Here is a 14,507-nt window from a genome sequence, read left to right on the forward strand (position 1 = left end):
GAAGGACCAGCCGTGTCAGGACGGGTACAGCGTCTGGTTGCGGTCCTCTACGAGCATCCGCTGCTCGGCGAGGGACTTGCGCGAATACTGCTGGTCGAGACCGACGCCGAGGTGGCGGTGGCCCCGGCCGGGAACGGGCGAGTGGTGGAGGCCGTCCTGGCTCGCCAGCCCGATGTCGTGATCTTCGAGGGAAGCCGGTGTGAGCCGGACTGCCGGCGGCTTGCGCCGAAGGCGGTGCTCATCGACGTGACATCGGCCATGAGCACCGCCACGTACGCGCCCACGGCGAACGCGGACCTGGGCCGGATCATCCTGGCGGCGCGCGGCGGCGATGCGGCACCGCAGGTCGCCGGTGCCGGGCGCCCAGCCCTGCCCGGTCGGTAACGAGGCGGGTGCGTCCGCTGTCACACCGGCTGGACCTATCGGCCGGTATGCGGGTCACACACCCCCACCCTGTATCGGATATCTACCGGCCGACAGATGGGTTTTTCTCTGCCCTGGCCTGACGATGGTCGCGATGGAAACTCTATCTGCCTGGCTCACCGCCGTCGCGGGATGTGACGCGGCGGCTTGGGGCAGTCGTGATGAGGGTCGGGTGGCAATGTGATCTCGAAGCGCCTATCAGTCTCGCTCTCGGGTCGATCGTTGACCCGACGACTACGCAACATCGTCCGCAGACCGGACAAGTCTGCGGACCCGCCGGACGAGGACGCCCCTCGCGATGGTCCAAGAAAGCGCGGCGGCGCGGTTCGCTCCGTACTGGCCGTTCTGTTGGGTGTGGCGCTGGGCCTCGGCCTCTTCACGTTCGGCTATGCCGATGGCGCGTCATATCTGGGAGACGACCCCGCCACCTGCGCCAACTGCCATGTCATGAAGGAGAACTACAACAGCTATCTGAAGTCCAGCCACGGCAAGGTGGCCACTTGCAACGACTGCCACACGCCGCACAATCTGGTGGGCAAGTACGTGACCAAGGCACAGAACGGTTTCTCCCATTCGCTTGCCTTCACGACGCAGCGATTCCCAGACGAAATCCAGATCACGAAACGCAGTCTGAAGGTGACCGAGGGCACCTGCCTGTCGTGCCACAAGGATGTTGTAACCGGCATTCAGGCAACTCGCTCTCACGACCAGAAGATATCGTGCGTCGAATGCCATCGCACGGTCGGGCACATGTAGGTGAGGAGAATGAAACCGAACAAGGCAACACCAAGACGCAGGAAACTGGTCCTGCTTTCAGCCGTCGTGCTGAGCGCGTTCGCCACGGTGGGGTTGACCGCTTTCCTTGTCAATATCTTCGAGCGTAAGCAGGAAGCTCATACTCCGTACTATCCGGTGGTCGAGTTGGACGACAACACCACCGATCCTGCGGTCTGGGGCAGAAACTTCCCCCTGCAGTACGACAGTTACAAGCGTACGTCGGAGCAGCAGAAGACCCGCTACGGCGGCTCGGAGGCGGTGCGGCGAAGCCCCACCCAGGTCGACCCGCGCACCGTCGTCTCGCAGGACAAGCTCAAGGAAGACCCTCGCCTGGTCAAGATGTGGGCCGGCTACCCGTTCGCAACCGACTTCCGGGAAGAGCGTGGCCATGCCTACATGCTCGAGGACCAGAAATACACCAAGCGGGTGCTCGACTTCAAACAGCCGGGCACCTGCCTCAACTGTCACGCCTCCACCTATGTCCTGATGAAGAACCTCGGTGACGGGGATCTCTTCAAGGGCTTCGACAAGATGAACCAGATGACGTACCACGATGCCTCCGCCCTGGCGGAGCATCCGGTGGCCTGCATCGACTGCCACGATCCGAAGACGATGAAACTGCGGATCACCCGTCCCGCGTTCATGGAGGGCATCAAGGCGTACAAGGCGTCGATCGGCGTCAAGGACTTCGACGTCAACCGCGACGCCACCGCGCAGGAGATGCGTTCCTACGTGTGCGGTCAGTGCCACGTGGAGTATTACTTCAAGGGCGCGGAAAAGCGCCTGACCTTCCCCTGGCAGAACGGCCTGAAGGTGGACGACGCGCTCGCCTACTACGATAAGGTCGGGCACTCGGACTTCGTCCACAAGGAATCCGGCGCCAAGGTACTCAAGGCGCAGCATCCCGAGTTCGAGATGTACAACCAGGGCGTGCATGCCAAGGCCGGCGTATCCTGCGCCGACTGTCACATGCCGTACAAGCGTGAAGGCGCAGCCAAGGTCAGCGACCACCAGCTTCGCAGTCCGCTGCTGAACATAAACCGCTCCTGCCAGACCTGTCACCGGGCCTCGGAAGAGGAGCTGAAGGGTCGCGTAGAGGAGATCCAGGGCCGCTACGTGCACTCCCGCGATGTCGCCTTCAACGCCCTCGTCGAACTGATCGACGACATCGCCGCAGCGCAGAAGAACGGTACGCCCGAGGCGAACCTGAACGCTGCCCGCGAGTTCCAACGGAAAGCGCAGTTCTTCATCGACTACGTCGAGGCCGAGAATTCGAGTGGCTTCCACGCACCCGGTGAGACGCTCCGCGTTCTGAACGATGCAACCAACTACATTCGGCAAGGTCAACTCGCCCTCCGTGGCGTGATGCCCCCGCAGTTGCCCGGAACGCGGTGAGAGTCGACGCCAGTCAGCCGTACTTCCGGTGCGGCGACGGGCAGTGACCACACTGCGGTAGTGCTCTGGGGAGGAGTGCCCATTGGGCCTCCTCCCCAGAGTTTTTGCGGGCGTCGGCACCCACCACGACCCTCTGCCCGCTAGCGGCTCCGCATCGGTGACGCATCCCGGAATCGCCCGCCACCCGGCTGTCCGGGCAGGTCACGGCACTGCGTAGGCCACGGGAAGGCCGCCCGGCGCGGTCGCCGGAGGTGCGCTGCCGACGCCAGCCCGACCGGTACAGGCGGGACTATGCCGTCGACGGCTACGGCTATAACCCCCACGCTGCGGATCTATCGGAAACGTGTCGGGCGACGGATGGCTGCCGAGGAGCCTCGCGACGATCGTTTGAGGTGTCACTCAGCGGCGTGGACACCGCGCCACGCGATCAGTACCGGGAGACTCAGATGGCTCGGCGTCGAACGGCCGTGGCGGGTTCCGAAGACTCAGCAGGGTTCACCCATACGCTCCTGGATTGGCTCGGCCTTCCTCCCGATGCGAGTCCGGACGACATCGAGGCCGCCCACGACCGCCTCGCATCCTTCCTGGATTCGGCGCCACCCGGTCTTCAACCGTGGGCACGACAGCAGGCCACCATGGCGGGTGCGGCCTATGCGGTGCTCTCCGGCCGGGAGTCGGATCCGACTGGCGCGACCGCGCGGGACGACCGGACGCCTGCGGCGGATGGTGACGACGAAGCGGTCGACGCGGACGAGCCTGACGACGACGTCCTCAATCTGAAACTCCTCATTGCGGACGACTTTGATGAGGACGACTTCGACGAGGACGAGCTCGACCAGGCCGAGCGTGACCGGACCGAGCGTAACCGGACCGAGCGCGACCGGACCGAGCGTGACCAGGCCACGTCCGGCAAGCAGCCCGGCGGCACCCGTCCGAGCCGTGGCACGGCAGCGAAGTCCGGGAAGCAGGCGGCGCAGCGGGCGAGCCGCAGCCACCCACGCCAGTCCGCCCCGGCGACGCTGCGACGCCGGCTGCGTAACTCCCGGATCTTCCCGATCGCCCTGATGCTGGTCGTCGCCGGGCTGGTCTACGGGGTCTACCGGGCGGGGGCGGAAACCCCGCCCAACTCCGGAACCAACGCCAGTGCAACCGCTGCGCCCACCGCGCAACCGCTCGACGAGGCCAAGGTCGCCGAGCTGATGAGCAAGCTCCAGGCGAACCCCAAGGACGTGGAGACGCTGCGATCACTCGGCGACGTCTACTTCCAGGCCTCCGACTACAAGACCGCCGCCACCTGGCAGCAGAAGATCCTCGACATCAACCCGAACGACATCAACGCCCGGCTGGCGCTTGGCGTCGCCCTCTTCAACACCGGCGACACGGCGGGCGCGGAGCAGCACTGGTTGAAGGTCGTCGAACTCGATCCGAAGCAGGCCGAAGCGCACTATGACCTGGGCTTCCTGTACCTGAGCAAGAACCCACCGGACAACGCGAAGGCGAAGGCGGCGTGGGAAGAGGTAATCAGGATCGACCCCAACTCCGAGCTCGCCAAGACCGTCTCCACTCACATGGACAGCCTGGTCGACCCGTCCCCCTCGCCCTCGACCACCTCGTCCGGCGGCGGGAAGTGACGACATGACCGGGATTACCCTGCCGCTCGCGGTGCTCGCCGGGGTCGTGTCGTTCGCCTCGCCCTGCTGCCTGCCCATGGTGCCGGTCTTCGTCAGCTACATGGTCGGTGCCACACCCGAGGATTCGCCGCACGCCCGCCGAGTCGCCTTCTCCCAGGCGCTGGTCTTCGTCCTCGGATTCTCCGCGGTCTTCGTCGCGCTGTGGGCCTCGATCGGGCTGATCGGCTACGTACTCGGTGACTATCGCGACGTGCTGCGGACCGTCGGCGGCGCGGTGCTGATCGTGATGGGTCTGCACGTAGCCGGTCTGATCGAGATCTCGGCGCTGTACCGGGAGGTCCGGGTCCCCGTACGCGCGGCCGGTGGCCCGAGTGCCAGCGAACCCAGTCCGGCCGCGATCACCCCCAGCTACCGGCGCTCGGCACTGATGGGGGTCGCCTTCGGGGCGGGATGGACGCCGTGCATCGGCCCCATCCTCGGCGGAATCATCGGCCTGGCCTCGGTCACCGACAGCGTCGGCCAAGGTACGGCGCTGCTCGTCGCGTACGCGTTGGGGCTGGGCATCCCGTTCATCCTGGTCGCCATCGGCGCGACCGAGGTGAGTCGCCGCCTGGGCTGGCTGCGTCGGCACCACACCGCAGTGTCGATCGTGTCCGGAGTGCTGCTCATCCTGACCGGCTTTCTGATGATCACCAATATGTTCGGCAAACTCTCCGGCCTAGCGCCCAACTTCGGTCTCTGAGCGAGGATCGCATGAGCCAGAAAACGCGTACCGATGTCGACGAATTCCCAACCGGCGGCCGGGAGCAACCGGCGAACCTGGCACGCGACGACCTCGACTCGGGCATCGAGATCTCGCCGTGGGACCTGGCCGACCGGCTCTACCGGTTTCTCATCTCCAAACGGACCGGCCTGATCCTGATCCTTGCCATGGGACTGCTCTCCCTGGTCGGCACGCTGCTGGAACAGGCACCCGACCGGGTACGCAACGACCCGCAGGCGTACGCCAGCTGGCTCGACTCGGTCCGGCCGAAGTACGGCGGTTGGACCAACCCGCTGAACATGGCCGGGATGTTCGAGGTCTTCTCGTCCGTCTGGTTCAAGTCGGTCACCATCCTGCTGGCGATCAGCATTCTCGCCTGCACCATTCACCGGACGCCGCAACTGTGGAAACGGGCGATGCACCCGCGTATCCACGTTGCCGAGGCATTCTTCAGCCACGCCGGTCTGCGCGCGAAGCTCACCCTGCCCCTGCCACCCGAACAGGCGCTTGAGCAGGTTCGCGCGGCGCTGAACGGACGTCGGTTCCGGACCGTCGCGGACCCGAAGGGGCCAGGTCTGAACCTCTACGCGGACCGGTTCCGCTACACCCCGTTCGGCACGGTGCTTGCCCACCTCGGTTTCGTGGTGATCCTGGGCGCGGTACTGATCAGCGCCACGACCGGCTTCAAGAACACGCAGTTTCCGGTGACCGTCGGAACGCGGGCGGAGGTGGGCTACGGCACCGGCCTGACGGTCGAGGCGAAGTCCTTCTCCGACACCTACCACGCGGACGGCCGACCGAAGGACTACGTCAGCGAGCTGGTGCTGTACCGAGGCGACAAGGAACTCGCCAGCCAGGAGGTACGGGTCAACTCGCCGCTGCGCTGGGACGGGATCACGTTCTACCAGTCGTACTTCGGTGTCTCCGCGGTGATGCAGGTCAAGGACAGCAGCGGCAGGACCGTCTTCGACGGGGGTGTGCCGCTGTCGTGGACCTCCGACGACGGAAAGAACGCCATCGGCCAGTTCACGATGCCCGACCAGAACCTGATGGTGTACGTCGTCAGCGCCGCGTCGGGCCAGGTGGATCCGAGTATCAGCGCCGGGCAGATGCGGCTGGAGATCTTCCAGATGGACAGCGAGCAGGCCATCGGGGCCGAGGTGCTGTCGCAGGGCAAACCGACCACCGTTGGCGGCCTCACCTACACCTTCGAGCGGGAACGGCAGTTCACCGGTCTGATCGTCTCTCGGGATCCGGGCGCGCTCTGGGTGTGGGTCGGCTCGACGTTGATGATGCTCGGCCTGACCCTCGTCCTCTTCTTCCGGCACCGGCGGATCTGGGTACGGGTGCGGTCCACCGACGAGGGGAGTGAGGTTCTCCTCGCCTCCATGGAGCGGCGTGACTCGGGATTCGAGTCGTGGTTCCGCCAGTTCGTCGCCGATGTCGACGCGCTCGCCGGGAAGCCGGGCGGGCACCACGAGAAGGTAGGAGCGAAAGATGCTTGAGTTCTCCCAATACTGCCTGATCGCCAGCAGCATCCTGGTCGCCTTGGCGATGGTCTCGTACGTGGTCGTCCTCGCGATGCGGCGCACGGTCCGTAAGCCGGCACTGGCACACGCCGGGGCAGGCGGCGGCAGCGGTGCCACGGAGACACCGGAGGGCACGCGGGGTGTCGGGGCGGCCACCAAGCCGACCGGCCTGGTCTGGTACGGCAGCCGCCTCACCGCCCTGGCCCTGCTGTTCGTCACCGCCGCGCTCGTGGCACGGACGGTGGCAACCGGACACGGACCGTTCTCCAACCAGTACGAGTTCGCCGTGTCGTTCGCCTGGGGCATGCTCGCCGCCTACATCTACTTCGAGTGGAAGTACCAGGTGCGGATGCTTGCGCTGGTGGTGCTGCCGATCACCGAGGCGATGCTGCTCTACTCCGAGACGGCCGACGCCACCGCCTCGCCGCTGGTGCCGGCGTTGCAGAACAACCTGCTGCTGACCCTGCACGTCATTACGGCGGTCATCGCCTACGGTGCCGCCGCGGTCGCCTGCGCGGCCGGTGCGCTGTACCTGATCCAGCCGGAGAGCGGTCGACGCGGTCTGCCCAAGCCGGCGCTGCTCGACGAGATCGGCTACCGCGCCGTGGTGGTGTCGTTCCCGATGATGACCATCATGATCATCCTCGGCGCGATCTGGGCCGACATCGCCTGGGGCACGTACTGGAGCTGGGACCCGAAGGAGACCGCGTCACTGGTCACCTGGCTGATCTACGGCGCGTACCTGCACGCCCGGGTGGTCCGGGGCTGGCGCGGCCGGCGGTCGGCCTGGCTGCTCATGCTCGGCTTCGCCGCGGTGCTGTTCACCTACTTCGGCAACCTGTTCTTCGGTGGAATGCACGCCTACGTCTAGCGGAACGCGTGCGTAGGTGTGGGGACCAGTGGCGATCGCGACGAGACAGGAGAGTGCACGATGACGTCGGTGACGACAACCGATCGCCCGGCCGGTTGGCGCGCGCGGATCCGGACGAGCCGCATCGGCACACTGGCGGTGCTGGCCGTGACCACGGCTCTCGTGATGGGTGCGGCGTACCTTGTGGACCGGCCGGATTCGGACCCGGACGGCGTCACCGCCGTGGAGCTGACCGGGGCCGCGTCCGGACCGCCGCCGGCGGTGGGCAAACCCGCCCAGGACTTCACCGCCACCACCGTCGACGGTCGGCAGGTCTCGCTGGGTGAGCACAAGGGGAAACCCGTCTGGTTGACCTTCGGTGCCACCTGGTGCGCCCCCTGCCGGGCTGAGGCCCCGGACATCCAGGCCGCGTACGACAAGGCGAAGGCGAACGGTGTTGTGGTGATCGCGGTCTACCTCTCCGAGGACGCCAAGGACGTGCAGAACTACGCCATCCGGCTGGGGCTGGACTACCTGCACGTGGCCGACCCGGAAACCCGCATCGCCTCGGCCTACCGGGTGATGGGCATCCCGACGCACTACTTCATCGACCGCTCCGGCAACCTGCAATCGATCAAGGTGGGTGTGCTCAACCGGGCCCGGATGGACGCCGCGCTAGCGGAGATCAGCAGTTAGGCGGACCGGTACGCCTTTGAAGAGGTCGCGGACGGGTAGCCGCGCGAGGGTTGCCGACCGAGGCGGCGGGGCCAGAAGAGAACGATGTCAGGCCCCGCCGTCTGGAGGTGATCCGATTGGCGGGACCTTCACGGCAGCCGTTCCAGCGGGCCGGTTCGGGGGTTCATCAGGGCGGAGAAGTGGGCGACGAGCCGTCGTACCAGTTCCGGACTGCGGAGGACGACGCCGACTTCGAGGTTGGTCGACAACGCCCGATCGGTGAGGTTCGCGCTGCTGATCAGGGCGGTCCGGCCGTCGGCCGCGATCAGCTTCGCGTGTAGGGCAGCCCGAGGACTACCTGCGGCGGCCCGCTGCTGCGCCGGCCAGTGCCAGAAGGTGGCCCGGTCCCGCAGCTCCGCGAAGGCGGCGGTGGCCCCGGAAGGTCCGCGCAACGCACCGCCGTCGCCGGCCGAGCTCTCCAGGACGAGATCGATGCGTACGCCTCGATTGGCAGCGGTCACCAGTTCGGTGACCACCTCGGTGACGCCGTACGCGGCGAAGCTCACCACGAGCAGGCTGCTTCGGGCCGCCCGGATCAGCCCGACCACGACCGATCTGGTCAGGCGTACCGGGACGGAAGGGCTGGTCGGGCCGCTGATGGCCAGCTCGGTCCGCTCGGCCGTGGCCCGCTGGTGCAGATGGACGGCGCTGCGCAGTGCGAGAGCGAGCGCCGCGCCGGGCAGCTCGGGTGCTTCGGCCCGCCAGGCGGTCAGCAGCCGTCGGGCGTGACCGGCGATTGCGTATCCGGGTCGGGCGTCGATGAGCTCCGCCTCCACGGAGTGGTCCGGTACCGTCGCCGCACACAGCACGTCGGCCCAGGCCGCGACGTGCCCAGCGGGCAGTTCCGCCGCGAGGCTGGCGACGGTCTCCGCGAGCGCCTCGTGAGTCATGGGGCGAAGAACCCGTACCCGTTGTCGGTGAGGGTGTCGACCAGCAGCGCCCGGTCCAGGTACTGGTTACCCCGATCACAGGAGGTTTCTGCGGCGAAGAGGCACGCGTGGCAGGCGGCTGCCGAGAGCCGGCCGTGCACGGTGGGATCGTGTTCGGCGCAGAGCGGGTCGGAGCTGCACAGCCGGGCCGACTCCAGGGCCCGCTCGATGAGCGGGCCGAGCCGGTCGGTACGGCCGAGCGAGACCAGGCCGCCGAGAGTGCCCTCGCTGTCCGGGGCTGCGGTGTAGAGCAGGACGCCGGCGGCCGGGTCCTCATCCGACCAGGCATAGACGCGCTCACCGATGCCGGCGGCGCTGTAGCCGCATTCGAGGGCGAGTTCCCGGATCAACACATGGGAGAAGGTGTGTAGCAGTAGGTAACGCAGACCGGGCCACTGCCCCGGCGGCAGTTGGCGCTGTGCCCGCCACTTGTCGTGTGCCCGGATCAGCAACTGCTCGCGCTGTTTGACCGCCGGGCGGTGTTCCCACTCGACGATCCGGGACTCCTCGAAGCGCAGGAAGATTCCCTCACCGCGCATCTCGGCGCAGGGCAGCCAGATGGGGGCGTCGATGGACAGGGGGGCTCGCCGCTGGTCCGGGGTATCGAGCACATTCCACTCGGGCGCGTCGATGCGGGTGAAGCCGTAGAGGGCGGCCACCTCACGCAGCCGAGGGGCGAGGACGACGTTACGCAGCCAGTCGGCATGCTGGGCCGGTACGGGCTCCGGACGGGTGGTGAAGTCGGGCAGTTCGGTCCTGGTGTTGGTGGTGAACGCCCGCCATTCGGGCCGGCGTACGTCGACGTTGTCGCGATCGTCGTCGTCGGGTTCGGCACGTGCCCGGCGCTGGATCGCCGCCCAGACTCGGTCCACGCCGTACGGCTCCAGCTCCGGCCAGCAGGTCTGGGTCGGCAGAATCAACTTTGCGGTTGCTTCATCTAGTGTGGACAGCACCAACAGCTTGTCCCAGAACTCGGCGACGACCTGGTCGACCGGTTGTTCGGCGCGCGGGAGACTGAATACCGGCAGATACATGGCGAACCAGCTGTTGGTGGCGCCCAGGGCGAGGGTACGGGTCGAGGCATCGCACGGTTCGTATGTGCCAAGGTGCGGATGCCGCCCCCGGCAAGCGGGTAGGGTCTGTTCGGCCTGCACCCCGAGTGCCTCGGACAGTGGCCGGGCCTTTTCGCACTCGCACGCGACGAAGATGTTGGCGGCCTCACCCGTGGTGCCGCGTTCGAGCAGTTTCAGGGTGTGACCCGCACCGGGGTCGCCGTCCCGGTGCACGAAGTAGGACCAGGGAAAGTCGTCGAGATGCCCGTTGCCGCAGGCCAGGACGAAGCGCGCCGGTACGGCGGTGGGCCGCCGCCCGCCGTTGCCCCGACAGGAGTGCACATAGCGGACCCGGTCCGGCAGGTGGGAGCGAAGCAGTTCGAAGATGCCGCTGTCGGCTCGGGCCAGCCGGCTGCACCGGATGTCCGAGCAGCGCAGCCAGCCGGGAAACAGGGTGACCGGCACCCCGACCCGGGCCCATTCGGCGTACGGGTCCGAGGTCTCGGGTAGGTGCGGCGGCAGGCGCAGCGACTGTAGCTGGTCGCCGACCTTGGCCCGCATCGCCGACAACAGACGATCCTCGCTGATCACGGTGGACTGGGACAGATCCCAGTGGTCCAGGCCGAGCGGCATGATCGACAGGCTGGGCAGGTCGGCTACGGAGCCGATGCCGTAGGTGTGCAGGAGCTGATTGGGGCGCAACACCCCGACGCGAAGGTTATGTTGCGGATCGGTCACCGGGTTGCCGCCTCGGGGGTGGTTTCGGAGCTGTTGTCACGGGAGACGAACGGCGGGGGATCGTCAACGTCCACGCCGTTGACGTGCAGCTGTAGCTGGATTCCGGGCTCGACGTCGCGCAGCGAGCTGGGACAGGTCGTCTGTCGCCAGCGGCCCTCCTCCGGTCGATGCAGGAGACCGACGATGTCGTCACTGCGGTACGGCTTGTCGTAGGCCAGACGGCGGGCGGACACCGAACGTTCCCGGGCCCACAGGTCGAGGCGTGCTTCGAGTTCGTCCTCGACCCGGTTGCGGGTGGCGTTGTCGGCAGCCACGCTGCTGCGCCGCTTGAGGAACCGTACGACGTGGTCGGCGAGTTGGCTGTGCCGGTCGAAATCCTGGGCGCGCAGATTGCCGTTGTAGCCCGCTTCGAGGTCGCGTACCAGCGCCACCAGAACGCCGGTCAGCCCTCGGTCGATGGCCCGCTCAGCGAACGGAGTCACCGACAACGCCTCGACGTGTCGGTAGACGTTGGCGTGAAAGTGGTCGAACTTCTCGTAGTGTGACAGGTCCCGTGGCCGGGCCCAGTGGTAGACGGTGAAGACCAGCCCCGGGGCGGCCCGACCGACCCGGCTGGTGGCCTGGATGTATTCGGCCGTCGACTTGGGCTGATTGGCGACGACCATCACGCCGAGCCGGGACACGTCCACGCCGACTGCGATCATGCTCGTGGCCAGGAGTACGTCGATCGGGGGTGGGCTGCCCTTCGGGCGGGTACCGGTGAACCGTACGGCGAGCTGATCCAGCAGCGGTCGGATGGCGTCCGACGGCATACGCGAGGTCAACTCCTTCAACAGCGGGTCGTATCGGCGGGCCAGTCCTCGCTCGTCGGCCCGGATGAGTCGGGTGGAGACGTCGTCCTCCACCACGCGGCGCATCCCGCCCAGGTCCCGCAAACTGTTGAAGTAGCCGACCAGCGTCATGTACGGGTCGGTGACCGGGTTGCGGCCGTACGTGTCGTGCAGCTTCTGCGCCGCACCGAGCACCGAGACGTAGACCCGGATCAGGGTCGACCGGAGCCGGATGCCGTGCGCGCAGATGCCTATGTACCGGCGTCCGGGACGCTCGGCGGGCGGACGCTGTCGGGCGAAGAAACTGTCCGAGGCGTCCAAACCCGGCGGCGGGAAGACCTCGGTGTGCCGGTGGAACAGGGCGTCGATCTGCCGATGGGCGCGACGTACGGTGGCGGTGGACGCGATCACCTTGGGGCGGGACCAGTGCCCCGGCTCCGGTTCCCAACTCGCCAGCCGGTCGACGGCGGTCTCGTAGAGGCCGACCAGCGAACCGAGCGGACCGGAGATCAGATGCAGCTCGTCCTGGATGACCAGGTCAGGGGGACGCAACCGGGGGCAGTCGACGATCCGGGCGGCCGGTGCGTTGCCCCGGGGGCGGTGGGTGGGGGCCTCCCAGTCGGCCCGTTCGATGTCCTCGGTCAGGTAGCCGTGCCGCTCACACCGTCGGATTACCCGGCCGAAGAGTGCGGCGGTCTCGCCCTTCCACGGAAGCTGGGCAAACTTGTCCACGGTGGCGATCAGCAGTGCCGGCGGGTGCCGGTAGATCTCCTCGTCGACCAGCAGCACCGGCAGGCCCTGCTCGTCCTCCGGCAGTTGCCCACCGGCCGGCAGCAGGTACCCGCCCATCGCACTGAACGGGCACTCCATCTCGGAACAGACCACCAGCGTGCGCCGATACGTCGAGTTCACCGAGATGTCCCGACCCGGTTCGATGCCGGTGCCGCACCACGGGCAGGTGGTGAGCTGGTGCGGGGAGCCCTGACCCCGGGTTGCCATGCCCCGGGCTCCGCGCAGCCGGGCCGACCACTCCACGACCTCGTCGGTGCGGTTCGGGGTGACCCGTCCACCGACCCACAGGCCGATCCGGATCGGCTGCCTGCCCCAGGTCGCCTGGTCGGCGCGGCGCAGGGTCTCCGCGGCGCAGATCAGCGTGGCGGCCCGTTCGAACTGTTGGATGGTCAGCAGGCGAAGGGTGTAACGCATCAGCACAGCCAGACCGTCGGTGGCGGTCAGGCCGCCGTACGCCGGTTGCAGTCGCCGTACGGCGATGGTGAACGCGGTCAGGCCGAGGTAGGCCTCGGTCTTGCCACCACCGGTCGGGAACCACAGCAGGTCGGCGACCGCCCGGCGGGGGTCCTCGGTGCGCTCGGGATGCCGGGGATCGGCCAGCGATGGCAGGTTGAGCAGCACGAACGCCAACTGGAACGGGCGCCAACGGTGGTTGATGGGCCGGTCCGCCTCGGTGACGGCCTGGGTGAGGGGGATCTCGGGATGTTCGCGGCGGCGGGCGGCGACCACACTGTGCACCCGTTGCAGGTACATGGCCCGGTTGGCGAACCCGAACGCCTGCCGGGCCACCGGGTCGGTGGTGAGCAGGGCGATCCCGGCTTCGATCCGGTCGGCGGCCTGGCGGGCGTCGCGTACCGCATCTCTGGCCTGCGACCGGTAGTCGCCGAGCCGCCGGGCCGGGTCGGCGACGGCCGCCTCGTTGCGGTCGATCCACGCGCGGTAGCCGTCGACGAGTGGCTGCAACACCGCCGTGAGCGCTTCGACTGGGCCGTCGTCGGCCAGTTCGGCCAGCCGTTTCATGTCGAGCACCACATTGGCCAGCTCGGGCAGGTCCGGGTCGGTCTCGACGTTGGGTACGTCGGTGAAGGGCACCTCGTGGTCCGGCACGGTCGTGGTACGGATGGTGTGTGCCCGTTGCGGATCGTCGGCCGGTGACTCGGCGCGTACCGCCGTACCGTGCCCGACCGCGAACTCGGGGCAGAACCGGTAGGCCATCGCCAGGCGACGCCGTTCCGCCTGGTCAGAGGCGTCACCGCCGGTGATCTGTTCAGGTCGCGGCACGAACACCGGGTGTCCGTCCACACCGGTCGCTGCCAGTTCGACCTGAAAAATCCAACGGGTGGCGTCCCGCTTGGGTGGGGCGGGTTGCCGATTCTCCAGGAACAGGGAGACCAGCCACTGGCCGTCGAGGCGGCGGGCTCGACCACGTACGACGATGGCCGGTTGTCCCCGGTCGACCACGGTCGGCGGCAGCAGCCCCTCGGTGAGCGTGATCGTGACGCTGCCACCCTGCTGCTGGCGGCACCAGACCGACTTGCCGGCGTGCTCCTCGCGCGTCGAGGTGATTTTTTCGTAGCGCCCCCAGCCGGCGGTGACCTTCAGCGCGGTCACGTCACCAGCGACGCAGGCGGTGAACCCGAGTGCGGAGGGGGCGAGGCTGGGCACGTTGGGGGCGCTGGGCTCGGGTTCACCCTCCAGGATGTCCGGTGCCGCTGCCTCGGAATACTCGTCCTGCGTGTCCGGATCGACCGACGAGCCGTTGGGCGCGAGTCGGCCGAGGATGTACCGGTCGAGCGGGTCTTCCCCCCGGAACTCCTCGTCCGGCTCGCCGAGCGGGCCGTGCAGGTCGGCTCGGACCAGCCGCTCCAGCTCCGCGCGAATCACCCGCTCATCCGGTACGGCGAGCACACCCTCCCCATTCATGACCGCCACCGTAGCGGGTCGATCAGGCAGCCGTCGTTCGGCCAATCGATCCAACCGGGTTGGCGGCGGCCCGGAAGGGGCTCGGTGAGGTAAGTGGGGTGGGTAACGGTGCGCTGACTGCGCTGAGGCGTCGCTGAACA

At 67.7% G+C, this 14,507-nt stretch carries 11 protein-coding genes; 8 read left to right on the forward strand and 3 right to left on the reverse strand.

Features of this window, described 5'->3' with window-relative positions:
- Nucleotides 1-12 precede the first annotated feature (12 nt).
- The 8 genes from ACFQ4H_RS11160 (at nucleotide 13) to ACFQ4H_RS11195 (ending at nucleotide 8,064) form a co-directional block, all read left to right on the forward strand.
- Nucleotides 13-384 carry a helix-turn-helix domain-containing protein gene (locus ACFQ4H_RS11160; RefSeq protein WP_377569841.1) on the forward strand — a complete coding sequence of 124 codons (372 nt, stop codon included), beginning with the start codon at nucleotides 13-15 and terminating at the stop codon, nucleotides 382-384.
- A gap of 261 nt (nucleotides 385-645) precedes the next feature.
- On the forward strand, nucleotides 646-1,179 hold the full coding sequence (nrfH, locus tag ACFQ4H_RS11165) for a cytochrome c nitrite reductase small subunit (RefSeq protein WP_377569843.1): 534 nt from the start codon (nucleotides 646-648) through the stop codon (nucleotides 1,177-1,179).
- A 9-nt stretch (nucleotides 1,180-1,188) separates the two neighbouring features.
- On the forward strand, nucleotides 1,189-2,595 hold the full coding sequence (locus ACFQ4H_RS11170) for an ammonia-forming cytochrome c nitrite reductase subunit c552 (protein ID WP_377569845.1): 1,407 nt from the start codon (nucleotides 1,189-1,191) through the stop codon (nucleotides 2,593-2,595).
- Nucleotides 2,596-3,230: 635 nt separating this feature from the next.
- Nucleotides 3,231-4,226, forward strand: coding sequence for a tetratricopeptide repeat protein (locus ACFQ4H_RS11175; RefSeq protein WP_377569846.1), 996 nt, complete (start codon nucleotides 3,231-3,233; stop codon nucleotides 4,224-4,226).
- Nucleotides 4,227-4,230: 4 nt separating this feature from the next.
- Nucleotides 4,231-4,968, forward strand: a complete 738-nt coding sequence (locus ACFQ4H_RS11180; RefSeq protein ID WP_377569848.1) for a cytochrome c biogenesis CcdA family protein — start codon at nucleotides 4,231-4,233, stop codon at nucleotides 4,966-4,968.
- 11 nt (nucleotides 4,969-4,979) lie between these two features.
- Nucleotides 4,980-6,494 carry a cytochrome c biogenesis protein ResB gene (resB, locus tag ACFQ4H_RS11185; protein WP_377569849.1) on the forward strand — a complete coding sequence of 505 codons (1,515 nt, stop codon included), beginning with the start codon at nucleotides 4,980-4,982 and terminating at the stop codon, nucleotides 6,492-6,494.
- Nucleotides 6,487-7,389, forward strand: a complete 903-nt coding sequence (ccsB, locus tag ACFQ4H_RS11190; RefSeq protein WP_377569850.1) for a c-type cytochrome biogenesis protein CcsB — start codon at nucleotides 6,487-6,489, stop codon at nucleotides 7,387-7,389. Before resB ends, ccsB begins: the two co-directional genes overlap by 8 nt.
- Before the next feature lie 69 nt (nucleotides 7,390-7,458).
- On the forward strand, nucleotides 7,459-8,064 hold the full coding sequence (locus tag ACFQ4H_RS11195; protein ID WP_377569851.1) for a TlpA family protein disulfide reductase: 606 nt from the start codon (nucleotides 7,459-7,461) through the stop codon (nucleotides 8,062-8,064).
- Nucleotides 8,065-8,192: 128 nt separating this feature from the next.
- Here ACFQ4H_RS11195 and drmC read toward each other — a convergent pair whose 3' ends face one another.
- Genes drmC through drmA form a run of 3 tightly spaced genes read right to left on the reverse strand, consistent with a single transcriptional unit; the run spans nucleotide 8,193 to nucleotide 14,367 of the window.
- A complete protein-coding gene (drmC, locus tag ACFQ4H_RS11200; RefSeq protein WP_377569852.1) occupies nucleotides 8,193-8,993 on the reverse strand; it encodes a DISARM system phospholipase D-like protein DrmC in 801 nt (266 codons plus the stop codon).
- Nucleotides 8,990-10,789 (reverse strand): DrmB family protein, encoded by a 1,800-nt coding sequence (drmB, locus tag ACFQ4H_RS11205; RefSeq protein WP_377569853.1) that lies wholly within the window; start codon nucleotides 10,787-10,789, stop codon nucleotides 8,990-8,992. Before drmB ends, drmC begins: the two co-directional genes overlap by 4 nt.
- A 29-nt stretch (nucleotides 10,790-10,818) precedes the next feature.
- Nucleotides 10,819-14,367, reverse strand: coding sequence for a DISARM system helicase DrmA (drmA, locus tag ACFQ4H_RS11210; RefSeq protein ID WP_377569854.1), 3,549 nt, complete (start codon nucleotides 14,365-14,367; stop codon nucleotides 10,819-10,821).
- Nucleotides 14,368-14,507 lie beyond the last annotated feature (140 nt).

Origin of the sequence: Micromonospora sonneratiae (genome assembly GCF_042679305.1) — a bacterium.
Lineage (GTDB): Bacteria > Actinomycetota > Actinomycetes > Mycobacteriales > Micromonosporaceae > Micromonospora_H > Micromonospora_H sonneratiae.